This window comes from Vreelandella sp. F11 (assembly GCF_042466685.1).
In the GTDB taxonomy this organism is placed as follows: Bacteria; Pseudomonadota; Gammaproteobacteria; order Pseudomonadales; family Halomonadaceae; genus Vreelandella.
Genome location: NZ_CP170448.1, coordinates 4336277 through 4359505 on the forward strand (window position 1 = coordinate 4336277; position 23229 = coordinate 4359505).

General features: G+C 57.5%; 20 protein-coding genes. 8 read left to right on the forward strand and 12 right to left on the reverse strand.

The annotated features are described in order from the left end of the window. Nucleotides 1-4: 4 nt before the first annotated feature. Both ACFIOZ_RS19825 and ACFIOZ_RS19830 read right to left on the reverse strand, forming a co-directional pair. Nucleotides 5-691, reverse strand: coding sequence for a pentapeptide repeat-containing protein (locus ACFIOZ_RS19825; protein ID WP_386080691.1), 687 nt, complete (start codon nucleotides 689-691; stop codon nucleotides 5-7). A 72-nt stretch (nucleotides 692-763) separates the two neighbouring features. Beyond that, the gene (locus ACFIOZ_RS19830; protein WP_386080692.1) at nucleotides 764-2665 is read right to left on the reverse strand and encodes a methanol/ethanol family PQQ-dependent dehydrogenase; all 1902 of its coding nucleotides are present in this window, start codon (nucleotides 2663-2665) and stop codon (nucleotides 764-766) included. A gap of 374 nt (nucleotides 2666-3039) precedes the next feature. Between ACFIOZ_RS19830 and pedF the strand changes: the two genes are divergently transcribed. The 7 genes from pedF (at nucleotide 3040) to ACFIOZ_RS19865 (ending at nucleotide 12131) form a co-directional block, all read left to right on the forward strand. Beyond that, nucleotides 3040-3444, forward strand: coding sequence for a cytochrome c-550 PedF (gene pedF, locus ACFIOZ_RS19835; protein ID WP_170938506.1), 405 nt, complete (start codon nucleotides 3040-3042; stop codon nucleotides 3442-3444). A gap of 19 nt (nucleotides 3445-3463) precedes the next feature. After that, nucleotides 3464-4291, forward strand: a complete 828-nt coding sequence (locus tag ACFIOZ_RS19840; protein ID WP_386080694.1) for a quinoprotein dehydrogenase-associated SoxYZ-like carrier — start codon at nucleotides 3464-3466, stop codon at nucleotides 4289-4291. Then, a complete protein-coding gene (locus ACFIOZ_RS19845) occupies nucleotides 4288-5232 on the forward strand; it encodes a quinoprotein relay system zinc metallohydrolase 1 (protein ID WP_386080695.1) in 945 nt (314 codons plus the stop codon). Before ACFIOZ_RS19840 ends, ACFIOZ_RS19845 begins: the two co-directional genes overlap by 4 nt. Nucleotides 5233-5245: 13 nt before the next feature. After that, on the forward strand, nucleotides 5246-7021 hold the full coding sequence (locus ACFIOZ_RS19850; protein ID WP_386080697.1) for an alpha/beta hydrolase family protein: 1776 nt from the start codon (nucleotides 5246-5248) through the stop codon (nucleotides 7019-7021). 97 nt (nucleotides 7022-7118) lie between these two features. Continuing rightward, the gene (gene ercA, locus ACFIOZ_RS19855; RefSeq protein ID WP_386080699.1) at nucleotides 7119-8282 is read left to right on the forward strand and encodes an alcohol dehydrogenase-like regulatory protein ErcA; all 1164 of its coding nucleotides are present in this window, start codon (nucleotides 7119-7121) and stop codon (nucleotides 8280-8282) included. Beyond that, the gene (locus tag ACFIOZ_RS19860) at nucleotides 8279-9976 is read left to right on the forward strand and encodes a NahK/ErcS family hybrid sensor histidine kinase/response regulator (protein ID WP_386080701.1); all 1698 of its coding nucleotides are present in this window, start codon (nucleotides 8279-8281) and stop codon (nucleotides 9974-9976) included. The genes ercA and ACFIOZ_RS19860 overlap by 4 nt, the downstream gene beginning before the upstream one ends. Next, entirely contained in the window at nucleotides 9969-12131 is a 2163-nt protein-coding gene (locus tag ACFIOZ_RS19865; protein WP_386080702.1) for an insulinase family protein, read from the forward strand. The genes ACFIOZ_RS19860 and ACFIOZ_RS19865 overlap by 8 nt, the downstream gene beginning before the upstream one ends. 6 nt (nucleotides 12132-12137) lie before the next feature. Here the strand turns inward: ACFIOZ_RS19865 and ACFIOZ_RS19870 are convergent, their stop codons facing one another. Then, nucleotides 12138-12809 carry a response regulator gene (locus ACFIOZ_RS19870; RefSeq protein WP_386080704.1) on the reverse strand — a complete coding sequence of 224 codons (672 nt, stop codon included), beginning with the start codon at nucleotides 12807-12809 and terminating at the stop codon, nucleotides 12138-12140. A 96-nt stretch (nucleotides 12810-12905) separates the two neighbouring features. Continuing rightward, entirely contained in the window at nucleotides 12906-13859 is a 954-nt protein-coding gene (locus ACFIOZ_RS19875) for a LysR family transcriptional regulator (protein ID WP_386080705.1), read from the reverse strand. Between the two features lie 173 nt (nucleotides 13860-14032). Here ACFIOZ_RS19875 and speB point away from each other — a divergent pair, with 173 nt between their 5' ends. Beyond that, complete coding sequence (gene speB / locus ACFIOZ_RS19880) at nucleotides 14033-14935, forward strand: agmatinase (RefSeq protein WP_386084142.1); 903 nt, start codon at nucleotides 14033-14035, stop codon at nucleotides 14933-14935. A gap of 50 nt (nucleotides 14936-14985) precedes the next feature. Here the strand turns inward: speB and ACFIOZ_RS19885 are convergent, their stop codons facing one another. From ACFIOZ_RS19885 to ACFIOZ_RS19920, 8 genes are all read right to left on the reverse strand, one after another. Next, on the reverse strand, nucleotides 14986-16260 hold the full coding sequence (locus ACFIOZ_RS19885; protein ID WP_386080707.1) for an O-acetylhomoserine aminocarboxypropyltransferase/cysteine synthase family protein: 1275 nt from the start codon (nucleotides 16258-16260) through the stop codon (nucleotides 14986-14988). Nucleotides 16261-16367: 107 nt separating this feature from the next. Beyond that, nucleotides 16368-17270: a GTP cyclohydrolase FolE2 gene (gene folE2, locus ACFIOZ_RS19890; protein ID WP_386080709.1), complete on the reverse strand. Its 903-nt coding sequence runs from the start codon at nucleotides 17268-17270 to the stop codon at nucleotides 16368-16370. After that, nucleotides 17267-18355 carry a CobW family GTP-binding protein gene (locus tag ACFIOZ_RS19895; protein WP_386080710.1) on the reverse strand — a complete coding sequence of 363 codons (1089 nt, stop codon included), beginning with the start codon at nucleotides 18353-18355 and terminating at the stop codon, nucleotides 17267-17269. Before ACFIOZ_RS19895 ends, folE2 begins: the two co-directional genes overlap by 4 nt. Nucleotides 18356-18361: 6 nt before the next feature. Continuing rightward, the gene (gene dksA, locus ACFIOZ_RS19900; protein ID WP_386080712.1) at nucleotides 18362-18826 is read right to left on the reverse strand and encodes an RNA polymerase-binding protein DksA; all 465 of its coding nucleotides are present in this window, start codon (nucleotides 18824-18826) and stop codon (nucleotides 18362-18364) included. Nucleotides 18827-18871: 45 nt separating this feature from the next. Continuing rightward, nucleotides 18872-20884 (reverse strand): threonine--tRNA ligase, encoded by a 2013-nt coding sequence (thrS, locus tag ACFIOZ_RS19905; RefSeq protein WP_386080714.1) that lies wholly within the window; start codon nucleotides 20882-20884, stop codon nucleotides 18872-18874. A 42-nt stretch (nucleotides 20885-20926) separates the two neighbouring features. Beyond that, nucleotides 20927-21577, reverse strand: coding sequence for a DUF1826 domain-containing protein (locus ACFIOZ_RS19910; protein ID WP_386080716.1), 651 nt, complete (start codon nucleotides 21575-21577; stop codon nucleotides 20927-20929). A 32-nt stretch (nucleotides 21578-21609) separates the two neighbouring features. Beyond that, nucleotides 21610-22419, reverse strand: a complete 810-nt coding sequence (locus tag ACFIOZ_RS19915) for a metal ABC transporter permease (protein ID WP_386080717.1) — start codon at nucleotides 22417-22419, stop codon at nucleotides 21610-21612. Continuing rightward, nucleotides 22409-23161, reverse strand: coding sequence for a metal ABC transporter ATP-binding protein (locus ACFIOZ_RS19920; protein ID WP_386080719.1), 753 nt, complete (start codon nucleotides 23159-23161; stop codon nucleotides 22409-22411). The genes ACFIOZ_RS19915 and ACFIOZ_RS19920 overlap by 11 nt, the downstream gene beginning before the upstream one ends. Nucleotides 23162-23229: the final 68 nt, after the last annotated feature.

The window sequence follows — 23229 nt, forward strand, 5'->3', positions numbered from 1 at the left end:
GGCATCACTCCCAATCAAACGGGCAGGCGGTACATCCCTCCATTTGGGCCATTTGGAAGTTACCGTAGTGGATACGCGCACCGGTCATATCGGCATCGTTAAGACGGGCAATGTTCATTTTGACTTCTTGCAGGTTAGCATCGCGCAGATCCGCCCCTATTAGGTTAACCTTATTCATCCAGGCCATTTCCAGGTTGCTGCCCATCAGCTTCGCTCCCTGCATACTGGCCCCAGACAGCCGGGCAAATTCCAAATTGGCCCCAGTCAGGTCAGCATGATCAAACGTCGCCCCCTGGGCATAAATACTCCAGCTATCCACCCCAACCAAACTGGCATGGGAAAGATCGGCACCACGCAGGTGGGTGTTGGGCATACGCGCGCGATTAAGGTTAGCGTGGCGCAGCGATGCACCTTCAAAATCGACGCTGCGTAGATTGCTATGGCGGAAATCCGAGCCGTCTAAGTTGCTGCCCGCAAAGTTAGCGCCTTGCAAATCAAGGTTAGCAAAGTCACCGCCGGATAAGTCCATATTGACGCACTGAGCGCCGGGCACCAGCTCGCAGCCGTTATGTACTGGCGGTTGGTACGCTTCAACATAGTCGTCGGCAACGACACTGCCTATCGCGCTAAGGCAGAGCAAAACCGCCGTTGTTTGGCGGCGCCATAAAGGCACACTATTACGCGTTATCATTATTGTTCTCTCCATGACCGTTATCTTGATTCAAAAAAGGGCGGCAAAGGCCGCCCAAGAGGGGTTAATAACTTAACGGTTAGCCAACTCTTTAACGAAGGACGGCAACTTGAAGACCCAGAACGAACCGCCCTGGGCAATCGGTCGCGTCAGTTCAGCCATGTCACCGCCCCAAAGCGGAACTGCGCCGCCATAACCTGCAGTGACACCGATGTACTGCTCACCGTCCATTTCCCAGGTAACCGGTGGTGAAATAATGCCGGTGCCGACCTGGAACTTCCAAAGCTCTTCCCCGGTTTCAGCATGGAAGGCTTTGAAGTAGCCATCACCCGTACCGGTAAACACCAAATCACCGTGAGTAGCTAACACGCCGGCCCATAGCGGCATAGGCTCTTTATGCTCCCAAGCGTACTCGCCGGTCACCGGGTCTATGGCGCGCAGAATACCCACATGGTCGTCGTACATACGCTTAATACGGAAGCCCATACCCAAGTAAGCGGCACCTTCCACGTACTCGACTTCTTCTGTCCAGTAGTCTTCTTTCCAGTGGTTGCCAGGTACGTAGAACAGCCCTGTATCCTGGCTATACGCCATGGGGTTCCAGTTTTTACCGCCTAAAAACGGCGGTGACACTTCAACGGGTTCAGAGCGGGTTTGCCCTTCTTCCAAACGCGGTGGACGCTGGCCTTCAGCCTCAACCGGGCGACCGGTTTCCAGATCGATATGGGTCGCCCAAGAGATGTTATCGACAAATGGGAAGGCGTTGATGAGCTCGCCGTTAGTGCGGTCAGTGACATAGAAGAAGCCATTACGGTCGGCGTGGGCACCGGCGTTGACCGTTTGGCCGTTTTCATCTTCGTATTCGAACAGCACGATCTCGTTATTGCCTGAGAAGTCCCAGGTGTCGTTGGGCGTGTGCTGATAGAACCACTTCACTTCGCCGGTCGAAGGGTCGATACCCAATTGACCAGAGGTATAGAGGCTGTCGTAGTCAGACGGGTCGCCATCTTCAGAGGTGCGTGCCCACCCGTTCCAGGGGGCCGGGTTACCCGCACCAATGATAATGGTATTGGTATCAGGGTCGAAGCTGGCGCTCTGCCATGGCGCACCGCCACCTTGGCTCCAGGCTTGTACTTTGCCGGTTTCGCTGTCTGGGTCATCGGGCCAGGAGGGCGCGCTGGCATCTCCCGTCGGAGTGCTCTCCTCACCGTTTAAACGCCCCATATGGCCTTCAACAAAGGGGCGCATCCAAATCTCTTCACCGGTATCAGGGTCACGGGCATAGAGCTTACCCACAATGCCGAACTCATCCCCTGAAGAGCCATGAATCAGCAATACGCGACCCGTTTCGCTATCTTCTACAATCGTTGGTGCGCCCGTCATGGTATAACCCGCGCGGTGGTCACCAAAGCGTTCGCGCCACACTACTTCACCGGTATCTTTATTCAGCGCCACAATCCCCGCATCCAGCGTACCGAAGAACACCTTGTCGCCGTAAATAGCCGCGCCGCGGTTCACGACGTCACAGCAGGGGCGAATATCGCTGGGCAGTCGATGATTATAAGACCACAGCCTCTTTCCAGTACGTGCATCAATGGCAAAAATACGTGAATAGGAGCCGGTAACATAGATAACGCCTTCATGGATCAGCGCCTGTGACTCCTGGCCACGCTGCATTTCATCGCCAAAGGAGTGAGACCATGCAGGGGTCAGCATCTCTACATTGTCTGCGTTAATTTGATCAAGCGGGCTGTAGCGCTGGGCTTTCACGCCCATGCCGTACATCAACACCGTTTCAGTGGTGTTATGGTCATTGAGAATATCGTCCCAGGTCACCTCGCTGGCGTGGGCTGTCAGTGCAACGCCTCCAACACCTAGGGCAGAGGCATAAGCAACGGCGGCGGTGAGGGTACGCAGGCGAAAGGGCCACGAAATTTTGCGGGCTGACGTGTTGTTATTGATAGCGTATGTCATGGGTTTTCCATCCGAGTAATGATCACAATGCAATGGCTGCAAAGCGGCCAAGCTGCTGCTTGCGTGGTGCCAGCAAGACTAAGCTCAGCTTAGAAGCCCAGATCAAAAACCCATCTACCCCTCCAGTCGCGTTCGCATCCTGAATTAGCACTACTTCCAAAGGATGAGGCTAGCGATACCTAAGGTGCTATAGGTTCGGCATGTGTGCCTGCCTATGCTCACTCAAGTGACGATACATTGATCCCCTGAGGAGCTAATCCATGACAACGCTTACAAAAACAATCTCACAAACAATCTCACAAACAATCTCAAAAGCAGGCTCAAAAACAGGCTCTACAAAAACATCCATAGGCCAAGCAGGTGCTATCGCCCTTGTGGCTTTGCTCGCTGCACCACTGGCATGGCCCCATGGCAGCGTGACCCCTCAAGCCGTTGATATTAAAGATCTTGAGCGCCTAGGTGACGAATGGCGGGAAGAGAACCCTTACCGTGATCACCCCCAACATGATCTAGCCGTGGATATTGGCGCCCGCGCTTACAACAGCAACTGCGCCGCTTGCCACGGCCTGGAAGCGAAATCCGGCGGCATCGCCCCCGACCTGCGCGAGCTGGAGAACGGCCCATGGGGCGATGAGTGGTTCAAAGAGCTGGTCACGAACGGATCCGAGCGCAACGGCCGTGTACTCATGCCGCGCATGTCCGACTACGTCAGCCAAGAAGGGCTATGGGCCATTCGCACCTGGTTAGAAACGGTCAGCATAGAAACTACCGGACAGTAAGCCCTAACTGGGAGGCACTATGGCAACCCCAACGCCCATCATCACGTTACAACGGCTCGCCGCGGCTTTCACGGCACTCCTCGCAGCGTTTATCTGGCTAATATTTATGTTGCCCTCCACCGTGTTGGCCGCCGTGAACACCGCTGAACAGGATCCGCTTGATTCCTTTATGTGGCCTGTGTACCGCGAGCGCTTTTTGGGCGACGCCCCTGTGGTGTTTGATGAGCGGGTCATCGTTAGCGCGCCAAGTTTCGCCGAAGACTCAGGCCAAGTGCCCATTGAGTTAGACGCCAGCGGATTAGAAACCAGCGGCGAGCCGATAACCGACATTATCGCCTGGGTGGATCTCAATCCTATTCCCCGCCTGTTTCACTACGCACCGATGAGCCATGGCCTAGCCAAGCTTTCGTTAAATATTCGCTTGGAACAAGCTTCCGCAGTACGCGTAGCAGTGAAGCAGGGGGATACCTGGCATGTGGGCGGCACCTACATTGAAGCAGAAGGCGGCGGCTGTACCACGCCGGGTATTGCCGGCGCCGACAACGACTGGGAAAACACCTTCGGCGAGCTGCAGGGTCGGCTGTTTGCCAATGAGAGCGAACAGCGCCTGCGGGTGCGCCTTTCTCACCCCATGGACAGCGGCTTAATCCCCAGCCAACCCGCTTTTTACGTACAGTCATTTGAGCTGCTGGATCAACAGGGTCAGCAAGTGGCCGCGCTGGAAATCGAAGCCTCGGTGAGCGCCAACCCTACCCTAGGGCTGCATATGCGCCCCTCCCCAGAGGGCTATGTGATTGGCGCCCAGGACAACAACGGCAACCGCTTCTCTATTGGTCTGCAGCCATGAAAATGCGCTTACTAGCGAGCATAGCGTCGCTACTAACCACATCGTTAGCGGCCAACGAGCCGGTTATGTTCTGCGAACGTCCGCTCACGGCCCAGCCAATTGCAGAGAACACCTGGATGGTGGAAGGCTTAAGAGAAGAGCTTTCCACCAGCAACTGCGGCCATATCGGCAACCAAGCATTTATTGCTACCCCCAACGGCACCATTCTTATTGACAGCGGCAGCACCCCACGCTTTGGCGAAGCACTCAAAACAGTGATTGCACAGCACACCTCCCACCCCGTACGCTGGGTTTTGAATACCCACCACCACCCTGATCACTTTTTCGGTAATGCCGCCTTCGGCGAGGCAGAGCACCTCACCTTAGCCAGCACTCGTAGGCTGATGGCCCGGGATCGAGAAGCACTGATCGATAACGTAGAGCGGCTGACCGGGCGCAGCTTGGCGCGCTCGCATATTGCCCTGCCCGACACGATTGAGGCAGGCGAGGTAACGCTGGGAAGCTACCCACTCACGCTATACGCCATGCGCGGCCACAGTGGTGGTGACCTGGTCATTATGGATCATTCCACCGGGGTACTGTTTTTGGGCGATATGGGCTTCTACCAGCGTGCTGCCGCTACGGCTCATAGCCCTGGCTTGCAACAGTGGCAGGCAGAGCTTAACGAGCTACGTGACCTCAACGCCCGCATCGCCGTGCCCGGCCATGGCCCCAGCGCGCCGCCCAACACTGTTTTAGAGCAAACCGCTCACTACCTCGCATGGCTAGACCAGCATCTCAGTAACGCGGCTAGCGAAGGGCTGGGAGCCAACCATGCCTTGGCCATCGAGATTCCTGACGCCTTTAACACCATTGCGCTCACTGAATATGAGTTTACCCGTAGCGTGATGCAGCTTTATCCTCACTATGAAGCACGGCTGCTGTGGGGCGCCCCACAATAAGGAGCACACACCTATGCCGCTTACCCTGGCAGATGCTGCCGAACCCACCGACCCCCTGGCCGAGCTGCATAGCGACACCCAGGCCGTTTACTGGCTGGCTCGCTGCCCGCAAACGGGCGGCATGCAGCTTTGGCGATGGACGGCTGACAGCAACGAGGCGCCGCAATGTTTGATAGAGGACGCTGTGGGCAGCCGGGTGAACCAGTACGGCGGCGGCAGCTATACGCCACTGCTAGGCGGCGTCGTATGGGTGCGCCAGCACGACCAAGCCATTATGCACCTCGACCACCATGGCGCCAGCCACTGCTGGCAGAAGCGACCACAAACAGCCTACGGAGGGCTGTGCGCAGACCCTAAGCGCCAGCGTGTATTAGCGGTTGAGGAAGATACCCATGGTCAGCGTCTGATCGCCCTCACTGCCAGCCATCGGCAGGTATTGGCAGAAGGCGCCGACTTCTACGGCGCGCCGATATTAAGCGATGACGGTAACTATTTAGCGTGGGTGAGCTGGTCACTGCCTCATATGCCCTGGCAGCGTAGCCAGTTGCATCTCGCACAGATGGCGGCTAACGGTAGGCTTGAAGCCTTTGAGCGCTGGGACTTCGGCGCAGCGCTTAGCCAACCGCAGTTTGGCCCCCATAACGCGCTGATTTGCATGAGCGATCACGCGGGTTGGTGGCAACCCTGGCAGGTTAGCTTGGCCACTTCCCTTTGTCTGAGCAGCGCCCCGGTGGATCACATCACCACACCGTGGCAGCTAGGTGAGCGCCAGCACGCTTGGCGGGACAATCGGCAGGTTTACTGCCAACTCCACCAAGGGGCGGCTCAGCTTTACCGCCGCTCCGGCGAGCAGGTGGCAGCCCTGCTACCGACCCCAGGTCGCGTGGTAAGCATCACGTTGGCAAGGCACGGCGACTACGCCATAGTGCAAAGCGCTACCAGCGGCCCCCAGCTGATACGTTTTACCGAAAGTTGTCCACACCGCTGCCTAGCGGGTAACGTTGTGGATAACGTAGCAGGTAGCCTGGTGGCCAAAAATGCCGCCACTGCGCAATGGCTGGAAGCCCCCGTTGGCAACGAAGGCGAAACAGTTCACGGTTTTTTCTATTCAGCCTCAGCTAACCACACTGCGCCGCTGATTGTACGCGCTCACGGCGGGCCAACCGCCGCCACTTACCCTGTTTACGACCCGCTGGTGGCCTACTGGCAGCAGCAGGGCTTCCATGTGCTGGATATCAACCCACGCGGCAGCGGCAACTTTGGCCGCCGTTACCGCGAGTGTTTAGCGGGCCAGTGGGGCATCAGCGATACTGACGATGTGATCGCCCTGGTTAACGCCGCCTGCGCCCGCTTTGCGATAGATACAGCGCGCTGCTTTATCCGTGGCCAAAGCGCTGGTGGGTTTACCGCCCTCAATGCCCTGGTCGCCACGCCACTGTTTGCTGCGGCCACCAGCCTGTACGGGGTAACCGATGCGTTATCGCTATCAGCAAAAACACATCGTTTTGAGTCTGGATACCTGGGCTGGCTAATCGGTGACGAGTCTCTGCTCGCCCAGCGCAGCCCGACCTATAAAGTTCCCCATTGCCAGCGCCCTTTGCGGGCACTGTTTATCCAGGGTGGCAAAGATGCCGTGGTAGTACCGGCGCAGACCCACGCCATGGCGCGGCATATCGAACAGCAGGGAGGCCAGGCGCAAACACTGCTATTCGATAACGAACGCCACGGCATTCGCCACCCTCAGGCGCGCCAAACCATGCTGGCGCGCGAGCTGTCCTTTTATCAATAAGGATGACTTGCCCCCTAACGACGGCACCAAGGTCGTAGCGCAACAATCCCCTAAGGTGCTTAAGATAATGGTTAACAATTATAAACGAGACCGCCCCATGACTTCGCCACTCACGCAACTTCGTAAGTTTGTCGCGCCTGAAATTATTTTTGGCGACGGGGCGCGCCACGCTGCAGGCAACTACGTCACTACTTTCGGGGCAGAAAAGGTACTGCTGGTCTCTGACCCGGGCGTACTGCTGGCAGGCTGGGTGAGCGATATTGAAGCCAAACTGCTGGAAGCCAACATTGCCGTTGAGCGTTTTACCGCCGTATCCCCCAACCCACGGGTAGATGAGATTATGGCCGGTGCCGAAATCTATCGTGAAACCGGCTGCAAGGCGATTGTGGCGATAGGCGGTGGCAGCCCGATGGACTGCGCCAAGGGGATTGGGATCGTCACGGCCCACGGCGGGCACATTCTCGATTTTGAAGGCGTTGATACGATTCGCGTGCCGATTCCTCCGCTGATTTTTATTCCTTCAACGGCGGGCACCTCGGCGGATATTTCCCAGTTTGCGATTATTTCCGACCAGCAGCGGCGCATGAAATTCTCGATTATCAGCAAGGCTGTCGTGCCGGATGTGTCGCTGATCGATCCTGAAGTCACCATGACCATGTCACCCTACCTGACCGCGTGCACCGGGGTCGACGCGTTAGTGCATGCCATTGAAGCCTTCGTTTCAACCGGCAGCGGGCCGCTCACCGACGCCCACGCCCTGGAAGCCATGCGCTTGATCAGTAGCCATCTTGAGGCGCTGGTGGCGAACCCCACCGATGGCGAACTGCGCGCTCAGGTAATGCTGGGCAGCATGCAAGCGGGCCTGGCGTTCTCAAACGCGATTTTGGGCGCAGTACACGCGATGTCACATAGTTTGGGCGGCTTCTTGGATCTTCCCCACGGTTTGTGCAACGCTATGCTGTTAGAGCACGTGGTGGCCTATAACTACGAAGCCGCCCCCGAGCGTTTTAAGCGGGTCGCCGAAGCCGTCGGTATCGACTGCCGGGGGATGTCACAGCAGCAGACCAAACAAGCGCTGTTTCGGTATTTAGTCGATTTAAAACATGCGGTTGGCCTGGGCGGCACGCTTGGCAAGATGGGCGTCTCACGCAGCGACGTGCCATTTCTCACCAACCACGCGCTGAGCGACCCCTGTATTTTGACCAACCCGCGCCGTTCCAACTCACGGGATGTAGCGGTGGTATACGAAGAGGCGCTATGAAAAAAGCCAACGATCCCTCGGGCTTTTCGGTCAGCGATCTGCTCGGGCTGGGTCAGCAGTCGGCGCGCAAAAGCTACTATCGCGAGCTATCCGCGCGTCTAGAAGAGCTTGAAGTTGAGCGCAACCGCTATAAATGGCTGTTTGAAAACGCGCTACACGGTATTTTTCAGGCATCGCTCTCCGGTAAATTGCGCGCCGCCAACCCGGCCCTTGCCGCCATGCTGGACGACCCTAGCGTGACGCATACGCTGGAGCGCTGTGCGCGCTTTGACGCGCTGTTTGTTAACGCGACTACTGGGCAACAGCTGCGCGACCTGCTGCTCATTCAAGGGCACGTAACAGGCCAAACCACCTTGCTGCAGGGGGCCTCTGGTCGTCAGGTTCCCGTCGCCATTACGCTGATCAAAAAGCCCGCCGAACTTGCCGGAGACGAAGACCTGATCGAAGGCTTTGTGGCGGATATTACCGAGCGTGAGCGCGCCCGCCAGCACTTGGAAACACTCAACGCCCACTTGGAAGCCCGGGTAGCTGACCGCACCCAGGCACTTGAACGACTCAACGAGGAGCTTAGAAGCGCGCGCGACGCTGCCGAGTTTGCCAACCACAGCAAAGACCGCTACCTGGCCGCCGCTAGCCATGACCTGCTGCAACCCATGAACGCTGCACGCTTGTTGATGGCCTCACTACAGGAGCGGTTGAACGACAGCGATAATCTAGCGCTGGTTGAGAGGGTGCAAAACTCGCTGGAAGGCGCCGAAGCGATTCTTTCCGATCTATTGGATATTTCAAAACTGGATCACGGCCAGGTACAGCCGCAACTGCGCCACTTTAAACTCGACGATATTCTTAGCCATCTCGCTGACGAGTTTGCCCCCGTGGCGCAACGGAAAGGGTTAACGCTGCGCTATGTGCCCTGTCATCAGGCGGTGACCAGCGACCCTCATCTACTCAGCCGTATTGTGCGCAACTTTCTAGCTAACGCTTGCCGCTATACTCAGCGTGGCGGCATTTGCCTAGGCGTGCGACGCCACAGTGACGACAGCCTGGCCATACACGTCGTCGATAGCGGTATTGGTATTCCCGAAAGCGACTACCAGCTTATTTTCCGCGAGTTTCATCAACTCAACGCCACCCGCGCGCGTGATCGCCAGGGCGTTGGCCTGGGGCTTGCGATTGTGGAGCGGATTAGCCAGTGCCTTGAGCACCCGCTTTCTGTGCGCTCTGCACCCGGCCAAGGCTCCTGTTTTGCGGTTAGGGTGCCCCGTACCAGGGGCATTTCCTTTAGCCAAGCGCCCGCCCCCAGCGCGCCGTTTTCTGCTGACGCCGAGTTCGAAGGAGTGCGCGTACTGATCCTGGATAACGAACCCGCCATTCTTGAAGGCATGGCGCTGTTGCTAAGTGAATGGCAGATCAGTTGCGATACCGCGCTGGATGTGGAGGCCGCCAAAGCCTGCCTGGAGGCGCCGGATATGCTGCTGGTCGACCTGCACTTAGACGATAACGTGACAGGGTTGGAGGCCATTCGACAGCTTCGCCACCACTGGCACGACCCGCACTTACCCGCAGCCATTATCAGTGCCGACCGCTCTGACCACTGGCAAAGGCGGTTACGCCATGCCGGCGTTCCGCAGTTAAACAAGCCGGTACGCCCCGGCAAACTGCGCGCACTACTACGTAGCCTGCTCAATGGCTAACCTGCGCTTCCCACAGACCTGTTTATCCCTGCCTAGCGGAGTGCAAGGCGTGCTGGCCCACGCGCCCCACTTAACCCACGCTCACGTCAGCATCACGATTGCAGCGGGCTATTTGGATGAGCCACCCGCCCTGCCAGGCCTGGCCCACTTACTGGAGCACGTGCTCACCACCGCACCACTCACAAGCTCCTCTAACACCAGCCTGCTCACTTGGTTTGCCCACCACCAGGGCAGCCTGAACGCCCACACCGATGACTACGTCACCGATGTGCATTTCTCGATACCGGCAGATAGCCTAGAAACAGCGGCTCTCGCTGTTGCCAGCCAGGTGGCCACGCCCACTATCTCGTCGCCGACCATTCGCACTGAAGTCGCCGCCATTGACGCCGAATGGCAGGCTCGCCAGCACAGTTCGGCAATGCAGCGGCTATCGGCCATCGCCACGCTCAGTGACCCGCAGCATATTGGTGCAGGCTGCCGCCACGGCAACGCACAAACGCTGGGCCAGAACACTGGGTTGCTTTATGAGGCACTGACCGCGTTTCACCGCGACCACTACCACGGCGGCCGCGTTAGCATTGCGCTTATCAGCCCCTGGGCGGCAGAAGCGATGACCCGCCTTATTCAACGCATGGCAACGCGGTTTAACCCGCTACCGCCCAACGCTTCGGCGCTTGCCATTACGCCCCGCTGGGGCGGCCTACCCCGCGTGAAGGTGGTCGGGACGGCCAACGCCGTTGAGCTATTGTGGCCGCTACCCTCGTCCGTTTCACGTCATCAGTTTAGCGCCCTTAGCGACCTTGCTGATTCGTTAAACCAAGGCGATCTGGTGGATCAGTTAGCTGACTCGATTATCGACTACCACGCGACTGCCGCCCCAACCGGGGCTACAGACGCCTTCAGCTTGGCACTAACCGGTACCGCGGCGCAGGAACGCCTGGAAGTGCTTGCCGATTCTCTCAGTGAACGCCTGGTAGCCCTGCTCGCGACGGCCCCTATTGATCACCGCCCCGTTTGGCAGCCGCCTGCCGGTAACGTGCAACTGGCGTCGGCGTGGTTTGTCTATGCGCGCCAGCAAGCACTGGCACAGCGGCTTGCTGCACATACAGCGACTCAACAAGATTTCCCTCACAAGGCCCGCTCGCATGCTCCCCACTGGCTAGTTTATAGCGCGCCAACAACGCTCCCGCATGCTGGCGATGCGGCACAATTGGCGGCCACCCCCAAGGTGCAGCGCTGGTGCGGCCAGTATGGTGTCAGCGATGATTTCGCCTCACTTGCCGGTACCACCTGGGCAGCCTGCTTTATTCCCAACGCAATGTTTCTCCCCGCCCCACTGGCTGCCAAGCGGTGCGCCCGCAGAGGCGTGATATGCCACCACATGCAACTAGCACAGGGCAGTTGGGTGATAACCGTGGGTGAGGGAGCGGCCGTTGCCATGCAAACCTTGCTGAAAGAAGCGAATGTTAATACGGCGATTGCTCCCCAGGGGCTTCTGGCTCAGCGGTTGTTACAGCGCTTAACCCCGCTGCCTGCCACGCCTGCGGTATGGGTCTCCCATGCAACCGATGCAGACGCTGTTTGCCACGCACTGGCAGATTTGGCTAGCCGCATAGCAACACGTTCTGCGCAGACGCCTTCTATTAATGGGCCAGCCAGCACAGCCATCATGCGCACACTGAGCTTACCGGGCACGCCCACCCAGCGCTGGCTATTAGCACTTGTTGAGCAGCACCATAGCGGGGCATTTTTTCAGCAGGCGCGGTATGACCATCACTTGGGGTATGTGGCAGCGGTACGCAGAGGCGACGGCACACCCTGCTCACTTGGCTATGTGGTGCAAACCAGTGAAGACGCTGAACCGGTAGGGGAAAAGCTACTCTCCATCACCCATGCCTTGTGGCAAACGGCGAATGATGTCCTGCAGGCGCCAAACCCGCTTAAACGTTCGCTAACACCGCCGGAAACGCCCCTTGCCGCGCTGATTATCCAGTGGCAAAGCCTCTTGTCAGGCACCGATCAGCCACTGCATCGGCTTGGGCAGCCAAGCATCGATTCACAGGCGCTTACCGATTTACTCACGCAGATAAACACCCACGGTCACTGGCAAACCCACTGGTTAGATAGCGCTGGCCACTATCTTGTCAACGATTGAGGCGAGTCAGCGCTTGAGGAACTGAGAAAAATCGATATCGTTGGCCGATAAAATTGCTTGTACGCGGCTGGTCACCCCCAGCTTGCGCAAGATCGCCGAAACATGGGCTTTAACCGTGGTTTCCGCGATATTGAGGTGATAGGCAATCATCTTGTTAGATTCACCGCGGGTCATGTGTTCCAACACCTGCAGTTGTTTGCGGGTTAGTTGGCGCAGCTGTTCCGCCGTAAAACCCTGCTCCTGGTGGCGACGCTTATGAATACTATCCGGCGCGCGCATAGCATCGGCGGGTAGGAAGATATTGCCTTCCAGTACCTGGGCAATGGCGTGGCGCATCTGATCACGGGGCAGTGATTTGGGGATAAACCCCGCTGCACCACAAGAGACCGCCTGAAGAATAATCTGCTTATTCTCTTCCGCAGAAACAATCACCACCGGAATCGTAGGGTGCTCGTTACGCAGCTGTAAAAGTCCCGTTAACCCGTTCATGCCAGGCATATTTAAATCTAGCAATATCAGGTCAAGATCAGGATCTTGCTGGGCATGGGCGAGAGCCGCATCAAAGTCTTCCACCTCGATAACCTCAGCATCTGCGTAAGCTTCACGGATCACCCGCGCCATAGCATCACGTACCAGGGGGTGATCGTCGGCAATCAGGAGTTTATACGTTGCTATCATTATTATGGTTGCCTGTGGTTTAGCTAAATCCCGCTTACTGCGTCTTTGCTAACACTCTACTAAGTCACCCGCCTTTATTGAAGCAACTTCCAACCATCAATTGGGGCGCAGTTCCCCTGAAGAGGCTTGCTGCTGGAATGTGTCGGCGAACTCGATCAGTGATTGAGTTAGCCAGATGAGCGCAGGATCGTTGGCAAACAGCCCATGCTGAATCAACGTCATTTTCAGTGTGGGGAGCTCTTTGGGTGGCTCCACCATACGCACCGGCAGCATCATGACAAAGCGCTCAGCCATTTGACGTGGCAGCGTCATGATCGCTTCCGTTAGCGCCACTACCTGAGCCGCGGCGATATAGTTGAGGTTTTTAGAAATTACCCGACGGGTAAAGCCGTGCTGCACCAGACAACTATCGATATTGCTGGGGCGTAGGCCGCTAATATCCGCCAGCTCCACATGGAGTGCATCAGCAAACTGACCAATATTGAGCGCATTGCCTACGCGATCATTATGGGTAGCAGCCAAGCAGACCAACTCCTCATCCATCCAGGATGTCTGAACAACGCCGCCAGGCAGCGCGCTTTGGCTATCCAGCCCCACCACCATATCCACTTGGCGCTGTTCCAACCCCTCACTCAACACATCCGGGGTAATCAGCTCAATTGAAAAGCTAATGCCCGGTGCATAACTCAACAATTGGCTAAGAAAGGGGGGGTACATGACCTCTTCAAAGTAGTCCGTGGTGGCCAGCGTAAAGCGCCGCTTGCTTTTGGCAGGCAAAAATATCGCGGGGGGCGCAAGACCTTCCCTTAGCTGCCCCAGCGCCTGCTGTACGACGGGTAAAAGCGCCAGCGCACGGGGGGTTGGCTGCATACCGTTTTCGGTGCGCACCAGCAGTGGGTCATCCAGCGCTTCACGAAGGCGTTTAAGCGCATGGCTTAACGCTGGCTGGCTTAGATGCAGCTGTTCTGCCGCGCGGGTAACGTGACGCTCGCGCATCAGCGCTTCAAATACCAGCAGCAGGTTGAGGTCGAAATGGCGTAGCGAGCGCATGGATTCTCATTATTCATATCACGAATGATTAAATTCTAAACATTCATTTAATTTATCGCCAGAAATTGCTTATTGTCTGCCGCTCATTCGCCCACCAGCGACTAACAGCGTTCATCCAGCACGTAAGGAGAAGCACACCGGTGACCCACCCACAAGCGATGTCTGCACAAACCATGCCCAGCCTTTATGGCGATGTGATTGCTACTTTTATGGGCGTAGCACAAGCAACGGATCCTAAGCAAACCGACGCCGACGTGGTAGTGAGTGGTGTGCCTTTTGACCTTGCTTGCTCTGGCCGTGCAGGCACCCGTATGGGGCCAAATGCGATTCGCCAAAGTACCGCCAACCTGATATGGGAAGGCAAGCGCTGGCCATGGGACTTCGCCTTGGAAGATCGCCTTAAGGTGTGCGATGCAGGCAACGTAAATTACGCCTATGGCGAGCCGGAGAGCCTGGTCGACAACTTGGAAACCCACGCCAACCGCTGGTTAAAAGCGGGTAAAAAGATGCTCACTCTGGGCGGCGACCACTACATCAGCTTACCGCTGCTGCGCGCCCACGCCCGTGAGCACGGCCCGCTGGCGCTGATCCATTTTGACGCCCACACCGATACCTACGAGCAAGGCACACGCTTCGACCACGGCACTATTTTTCACCATGCTCTAAAAGAAGGGCTGGTCGTGCCTGAGCACTCGCTGCAAATTGGCATTCGCACCAGCTACGACCGCCACAACCACCCCTACGAAGTGCTGGATGCTGACTGGGTAAACGATAACGGCCCCGCTGCCGTACTAGAGCGTATCCGTGTCCGCGTGGGTTATCGCCCAGCCTACGTCACCTTGGATATTGATGGCCTCGACCCCGCCTATGCCCCTGGCACCGGCACTCCGGTATGCGGCGGCATGTCCACCGACCTGATGCTGAAAGTGATTCGCGGCATGGTGGGTATGGAGCTGGTTGGCATGGACGTGGTGGAAGTAAACCCTGCTTATGATCACGGCGACATTACCTCGCTTGCCGCCGCGACGCTGGGGTTAGAGTTTTTGTATACGTTGGCAGCCTCTAAAGGCGTTTGATGCCAAAGGCCCCGCCGCCGTTGAGTTCATACGCGGGGCAAGCAAAAGCACTATCCTTGAGACGCTGCTAGCGCTTGATCAATATCCGCCAACAGATCATCGATATGCTCAATGCCGATCGACAGGCGCACCATATCCGGTGTGACACCCGCGGCTTTTAGCTCCTGCTCGTTCAGTTGGCGGTGCGTGGTGGACGCCGGAATGGAAGAGCAGCTCTTGGCATCGCCGATATTCACCAGGCGCAGGATCAGCGCCAGCGCATCGTAGAAACGCTCACCGGCGGCCTGGCCACCTTCAATGCCAAAGCTAAGAATTCCCGAGGCATGGCCGTTCATATAACGCTGGGCCAGTGCGTGATCCGGGTGGTTTTCCAAGCCAGCGTAATGCACCCAGGTGACCAACGGGTGGCTTTCCAGGTGCTTGGCAACGGCCAAGGCGTTGGCGCAGATACGCTCGATGCGTAGAGACAGCGTTTCCAGCCCCTGAAGCAGGTTCCAGGCCGCCTGGGCAGACAGCGCAGCGCCCATATTACGCAGTGGCACTACCCGAGCGCGAGCAATAAAGGCCGCATCGCCCACATCGCGGGTATAACTTACGCCGTGGTAAGAAACATCCGGCTCATTGAGGAGCGGAAAGCGATTGGCATGCTTAGCCCAGGGAAAAGTACCCGAATCAACAATCACACCGCCGACTGTGGTGCCGTGGCCGCCGATATATTTAGTGGCCGAGTGAACAACAATATCAGCCCCATGCTCAATCGGCCGACATAAGAACGGCGTCGCCGTGGTGTTATCGACAATCACCGGCACCCCATGACGATGGGCTGCCTCAGCAAGCTTTGCTAGGTCGACCACGCCACCCGAGGGGTTACCAACGCTTTCGCAGAAAACCGCCTTGGTTCGTTCATCGATCAGCGCTTCGATGCCGTCAATATCGTCTTTGTCGGCAAAACGCACCTGAATGCCTTGGCGCGGCAAGGTGTGGGCAAACAGATTGTAAGTACCGCCATACAGCTCGCTGATCGAGACAATGTTATCGCCCGCTTCGGCAATGGTCTGGATCGCATAGGTGATCGCTGCCATTCCCGATGCCACCGCTAGCCCGGCTATACCGCCTTCCAACGCGGCTACTCGCTGCTCCAACACCGCACAGGTCGGGTTCATAATGCGCGAGTAAATGTTTCCTTCCACTTTAAGATCAAACAGATCCGCCGCGTGCTGCGCGTTATCGAATGAAAACGACGTGGTTTGATGAATCGGCACCGCCACGGCGTTTTGTGAATCGGGCGAATAGCCCTGGTGGAGGGCAATGGTTTCTGGCTTCATAAGGGCGGCTCGCTAGTTTTTATTGAGGTTCGTTACTGATCCTAAACAAGCGCCGCTCGGAAGGCCAATAATCGTTTAGCGTCTAGTAACAAGCGACCCCAACACGTTTACCAATTACACTCGCTGCGCGCTACCGCGTCATGGGCGTGCAGGCTTTCAGCATGCACTACCTTGAGCTGAAAACCGGTTACGCCCGGTGCTTGCCGCAGGGCTTTATCGACCCTCCTTGCCGCGTCTTCGCAGAACATCAGGTTTTGCCCGTTAGCAAGAGCAAACGCTTGCTCATCAATGCGCTTCACAGCGGTTTGCAGTGCGGTGCCTAGCGCCGCTTCGATACGATCAATCGAACTCTCCAACCAATCTGCAATGGGTAGTTCATCGTTTTCGCCCTCGGCTAAACGCAGCGAGCACTCGACAAAGCTGCGCTGACTGTGGGGCGTGGCTAATATGCCCTCTTCGCTGCCCAGCCATGCCGATACCGCCGATTTGGTTAACGGAATTTCCGAAAAATCCTCCTCAAAGGCCTGTTGAATCAGCTGCCGCGCCAGCGCCGCCGAGCAGGGACAGGTGGACGAGTAGCCCACCGTCAGTCCCAGGTCGACCTGAAAACCATCAGGGGTTAATTGGCAACGCAGTGTGAAGGGGTAGCTTTTCCATCCGGCGAGCGGGCTAATCAGGGCTTGCCGCTTAAGCGGCAGCTCGCCCTCTACGGTCAAATACGCATGCTGGGAAAGACCTTCTTGACTGGCGATAAAGCTTTTCAATACCTCTTTAACCGCTAGGAGCGTCAGCGGCGCTTCCTCTAACGGCTGCAGCGCCAGGTAAAGACGCGACATATGAATACCCCGCGCCTCGGGATCCTCAAGGCTTACCCCTGCCGCAACGGTGGCGTTTACACCGCTCGTCCCTAGCCGGATAGGCAGCGCCATGCCCTCCATCCCCACCCAGGTCAATGTGCTTGTTAAGCGGGTAGTTTGGCTGGCGACATCGGGTAAGGTTAAAACGGTCATTGGGTTACCTCTTGGGAGGAGTGGAAAAAGTTGTACAGCTCGGCTACGGTTTCGGGCGCTACGTTTTGGGTAATAAACACAAAGCGTGATACCCGGTCGCCCACACTGTTGGCTGGCAGGGGCGCAGGCGGGTGAAAAATGTGCTGCACACCATGCAGCGCTAGCGGCGTCTCCCGGTCAGTGAGGTGCACAATGGCTTTAATGCGCAGCATTTTGTCACCCATTAGCGACATCAACACATCCAGCCAGCCCTCCAAGGTCTCAGGCGCAATCGGGTCATCAACGCTAAAACAGAAAGCGTTAATGCCGTCGCTATGAGGGGAACCACTAGGCTGATGCGGACTCAATGGCGAGTTTTTCGACGGCGCAGAAAAAGCAGCCGGATGAGTGTCTGCCTGGTGCAAGGCGTAGCTGCCCGCTTTGAGCCACTGCTCCACCTGGAAGCCCCTCTTATCGCCAGCGTACAGCCCCGCCCCCACTAGCAAATCCGCCGAGAGTTCGCCGTTAATCACCTGCCACTGCTCAGCGGCGGGATTCAACTTGGCCAGTCGATTCGCCAGTTGGGAAACACTCTCTTCGCTTGCCAGGTCGGTTTTGGTCATAAGCAATTTGTCGGCTACCACGATTTGCTGTTGCGACTCCGGGTGGGCGTCCAGGGTCGCCAGCCCATTGGCGGCATCAACGCAGCACACCACGCTGTCCAGCTTGAAACGGTGCGCCAGCCAGTGATCCGTCATCAGCAGTTGCAGCAGAGAGGTTGGCTCCGCTAGCCCCGTGGTCTCAATCACCACCCGAACAGGCAAGGGTTTATCTTGTGCTTCCAGGTCTTCAAGCGCTTGCTGCAGGGTGCGACTCAAATCGCCACGCAGTGTGCAACATAAACAGCCGCTACTCATTTCGATCACTGCTTGCTCATCGCTGTGGGTAATCAACTGGTGATCCAACCCAATGGCACCAAACTCATTGATTACCACCAGAGTGTTGTGCATGGAAGTTTGGTGAACCCAGCGATTGAGTAGCGTGGTTTTGCCGCTGCCTAAGAAGCCTGTCAGTAGATTGACCGGTATTAATGACGGTTCCTGCATAACGCCTTACTCCCACCTCGCTTTGCGATAGTGATGCTCTTGTTGCTCCTGACGCTCTTTTGCCTCAATGCAGAGCTTCGCGGTGGGCCTAAACATCAGCCGGGCTAGGCCAATAGGCTCGCCGGTCTCTTCGCAGTAGCCATAGTCGCCTTTCTCAATGCGTTTTAAGGCTGACGCTATGTTGTTAAGCAGGCGGCTCTCGCGATCCGCTTGCCGCAATGCCAGGCGCAACTCCTCCTCAAACGAGGCTTGATCCGATTCGTCGCTATCGCGCTCATGAGAAGCGATGACGTCCTTCATCTCTTTTAAGTGCGTTTCAATCTCGTCACGTTCGGCCAACAGGCGCTGCTGGAAAAACCTCAGTTGCTCGTCATTCATATAATCGCTGGCGGGCATGCCCAGTAGCTTCTCTGCCCACGCTTTATCAGCAGCAACACGCTGTTCTTTGGCTTTTATGCCTAGGTCTTGCATAGATTGATCTCGCCCTAAATTGCACGTTATAACGTAACATAAAAGTCAGCAATGTCGCCCGTTATGCTCAACCGTTGTCAGCCGTTCAAGCAGACGCTGTTGAGCAGCACGGCACTCAAAGGCGTCCGGCGTTTGAACATGCTCTAACAGTAGCGATACGGCTTGCTTAATAGGCAGTACGCCCAGGTCTTCGCCCTCTCGAGTGCGCAGGGCAATACTGCCTGCCTCACGCTCTTTGGCACCCGCTACCAGCAAAAAGGGAATACGCTGGAGGGTCTGTTCGCGAATTTTGTAACCTATTTTCTCGTTGCGTACATCCACCTCGCTGCGCACGCCTGCCCCGTTGAGTAGCTGCGCCACATCCTGGGCATAAGCGGCATGCTCGTCGGTGATCGACAGCACCACCGCCTGAACCGGCGACAACCAAGCCGGTAGCTTGCCCGCGTAGTGTTCAACCAGAATGCCGATAAAGCGCTCCAGCGAGCCAAACAGCGCGCGGTGCAGCATCACGGGGCGCTTGCGCTGGCCGTCTTCAGCCACATACTCAATGCCGAAGCGCTCGGGCAGGTTCATATCCACCTGGAGCGTGCCGCACTGCCAGTCGCGGCCAATGGCGTCGCGTAGCACAAACTCAAGTTTAGGGCCGTAAAAAGCCCCTTCACCGGGGTTGAGCTGATAGGTCAGGCCCATGCCCGTTAACGCCTGCTCCAGCGCGCCTTCCAGCAAATCCCAGCTGGCATCGTCGCCCATGCGATTTTCCGGCCGGGTAGAGAGCTTGATGCGCACATCCTCAAAGCCGAACTGGCGGTAGATATCCAGCACCAGGGCCACCACATCACGGCATTCGGCATCCATCTGGCCGGGGGTGCAGTAGATATGCGCGTCGTCCTGGGTAAAGTGGCGCACCCGCAGCAACCCATGGAGTGCGCCGGAGGGCTCGTAGCGGTGTACCTTGCCAAATTCGCCCATGCGGATGGGCAGGTCGCGGTAGCTTTTTAAGCCGTGACGGTAAAGCAGCACACTGCCGGGGCAGTTCATCGGCTTGAGCGCCAGCGAGCGGCCATCTTCCGTCTCGGTGGTGAACATATGCTCGCGGTAGTTGTGCCAGTGGCCGGAGATTTCCCACAGGCTTCGGTCCATCACATCGGGGGAGTTAACCTCCACGTAGCCCGCCGCCTGCTGGCGACGGCGCATATAGGCAATCAGCTCCTGGAAAACAACCCAGCCACGGGGGTGCCAGAACACCGCGCCGGGGGCATCCTCCTGAAAGTGGAACAGGTCTAGGCCACGGCCTAAACGCCGGTGGTCGCGTTTTTCTGCCTCTTCAAGGCGCTGCAAGTACGCCTTTAGCTGCTTTTTATCCGCCCAGGCGGTGCCGTAAATACGCTGCAGCTGCTCGTTGTTGGCATCGCCCCGCCAGTAGGCACCGGCCAGCTTGGTCAGTTTGAACGCTTTCAGAAAACGCGTGTTGGGCACATGGGGGCCACGGCACATATCCACATACTCTTGGTGGATATACAGCCCCACGCTGGTGACGTCCGCGGGCATCTCTGCGATAAGGCGCTGCTTGTAGGTCTCACCGCGCGCCTTGAACAGCTCGGCCGCCTCATCCCGCGGCGTCATGCGCTTTACCACCTCATACTCCTGGGCGATCAACGCATGCATCCGCGTTTCGATGGCGGCGAGATCGCTGGGGGTAAAAGGGCGCTCATAGGCGATATCGTAGTAAAAACCATCGTCGATAACCGGGCCAATCACCATCATGGCGCTGGGGTAAAGCTGCTTGACGGCATGACCGACTAGGTGAGCGCAGGAGTGGCGGGTAATCTCAAGCCCTTCATCATCCTTGGGGGTAATGATCTGCAGCTGGGCATCGTGATCAATTACTTCGCAGGCATCGACCAGGCGACCATCGAGCTTACCGGCCAGGGTCTGTTTCGCCAGCCCAGGGCCAATGGCGTGCGCTACCTCGGCGACGCTTACCGGGTGGTCAAAATGACGCTTGGCGCCATCCGACAGGGTGATAGTCACTGCCTGTTCTAAGGCGGCGGTAGTCATATCGTCTCCACGGTGGGAATAAGCAAATCGCTATATCAACGACTAAGCGGGATCAATGCTCATCAGCAGCCGCTTACCTTCGCCATCCAACGCGGGACTTCTATGCACTAACCCCCGCTCTTCGCAGCCTACCCAGCCGCTTCCTTTGATTAACGCGATGTCCCCTGGTGAAAGGCGCTGAATAGCGCGGGTGTCGATTGCGATATCGGGTCGGTCAGGGTGCGGCGCGCCCAGGCCTTCACGGTTAATAGCGTACTCTGGCAGCCATTCACTGCCCGGCCCGAAATAGGTAGTGACCATGCGCACCGGGAGGTTGTCGCAGTGAAAGCGCGGGCACATGGCGCTGTTCAACAGGCGCAAGCGAATGCCGACGGTCTGGGTGTCAAACAGAAAGGCGATCGCTTCGGCAATCGTCGCCATATCCTCAACCAGCGGGGTCGCCGCATCCGGGGCGGGCAGGTGTCGGCGCAGGTCAGCGGCGAAGGTTTCATCAGGATGGCCAAGCCAGCTATATTGCCAGGCGCGATCCGTTTGGCACTGAGCCTGGGCGCTGAAGGCGATATCGGCAGGCAGTGGGCGCTGGAAAATCGCGATGTTAATAGCGTCTTCAAAGATGCGCGGCAGCACGCTGATATCATTATCACCGGCGGCATGGTCTGGCAACGTCCACTGGGGGGCAGGTAGCGAAGACATAAATGACTCCATAAGCGTTGTTGAGATAGCCGTCATTGGATTCGCTGACGAAAGAGGCGCCAGCTTTGTGTCGTGACCGTCGCCAGGGTAAACAGCACAGCGGCGAGCGTGACAATCGTCGGGCCAGTCGGCGTGTCCATCACATAAGCGGTTCTCAGCCCCGCGGTCACCGCCAGCATGGCGACCCCAGCGGCCACCATCGCCATGACTTCTGGCGTGCGGCAAAATGGGCGCGCCGTGGCCGCTGGAATAATCAGCAAAGCGGCAATCAGCAGTACGCCCACCACTTTTAGCGCCACGGCGACGACCAGCGCCAGCGCCAGGGTGAGCACCAGCTGTTCGCGGCGTGGCTGGAGGCCGCTGGCATGAGCAAGCTCGTCGCTTAGCGTCGCGGTCAATAGGGATGACCAGCGCCAAAAAAGCAGTATTAGCACCAGCGCTACACCGCCGCCGATGATCCAGAGATCGCTTTTCCCGACGGCCAAAATATCGCCAAACAGATAGGCATTGAGGTCAATACGCACCCCGGCAAGAAACGACACTGCCACCAGGCCAACCGCCAAGGCAGAGTGCGCCATGACCCCGAGCAGAGTATCCATGGCATAGCCGCGCCCGCTAAGTAGCGACACACAGCCTGCCATCACCAGGGCGACCGTCAGCACCCCCAGGAAGATGGAGACGTTCAGTAACAGCGCTAATGCGACGCCCAGAATGGCGGCATGCGCTGTCGCATCACCGAAGTAGGCCATGCGCCGCCACACCACGAAACACCCCAACGGAGCAGCCGCCATCGCCACCAGCACCCCGGCAAACAGCGCACGCCACATAAAGTCATCCAACATTGGCCGCCTCCTGATGATGGTGGCGGTAGAGCGCCAATGTCTGGGCGGTCTGGTCACCAAACAGCGCTTGATAATCCGGTGATGAGGCAACGTGCTCGGGTTCACCTTCGCAACAAATAACCCGGTTCAGGCACAGCACGTGATCGGCGGTGCGCATCACCACGTGGAGATCATGACTGACCATCAACACAGCGCAGCCGTAGGTGTGGCGCACGCTTTCAATATGCTGATAGAACGCAGCGGTACCGCGGTGGTCGAGCCCTTGGGTCGCCTCATCGAGAATCAAAATATCGGGCTTTACCAGCAGCGCCCGGGCGAGCAGCACGCGCTGAAACTGGCCGCCCGACAGTTCGCTCATGGCCGCATGAATCAGCGCCTCGGCACCGGCATCTTCCAGCGCCTTGTGTACATCGCGATTTGCATGGCGGCGCGGCAAGTTGATAAAGCGCTTGACCGTCATGGGCAAGGTGGGATCCAAGTGCAGCCGCTGCGGCACATAGCCGATGCGCTGCTGGGGTGCGATGGACACCTGCCCCGAGGTCGGCGTGACCGCACCGATCAGCGTTTTCACCAGCGTGGATTTTCCCGAGCCGTTGGGGCCAATCAGCGTCACCACCTGCTCTCGATGTAAGTCGAGATTGATGTTCTCAAGAACCTGCTGTCCACCGAAGCGAACGCTCAGTTGGCGAACGCTCAGAATCGCATCGCTATCAGGAGGGTGAGCAAGCCGCATGGTTAACATTCACTCTTGGTGTATTTGTTATGTTATAACATACAAGATAAATATAGGCGAGTCTTGGCTCACTATTG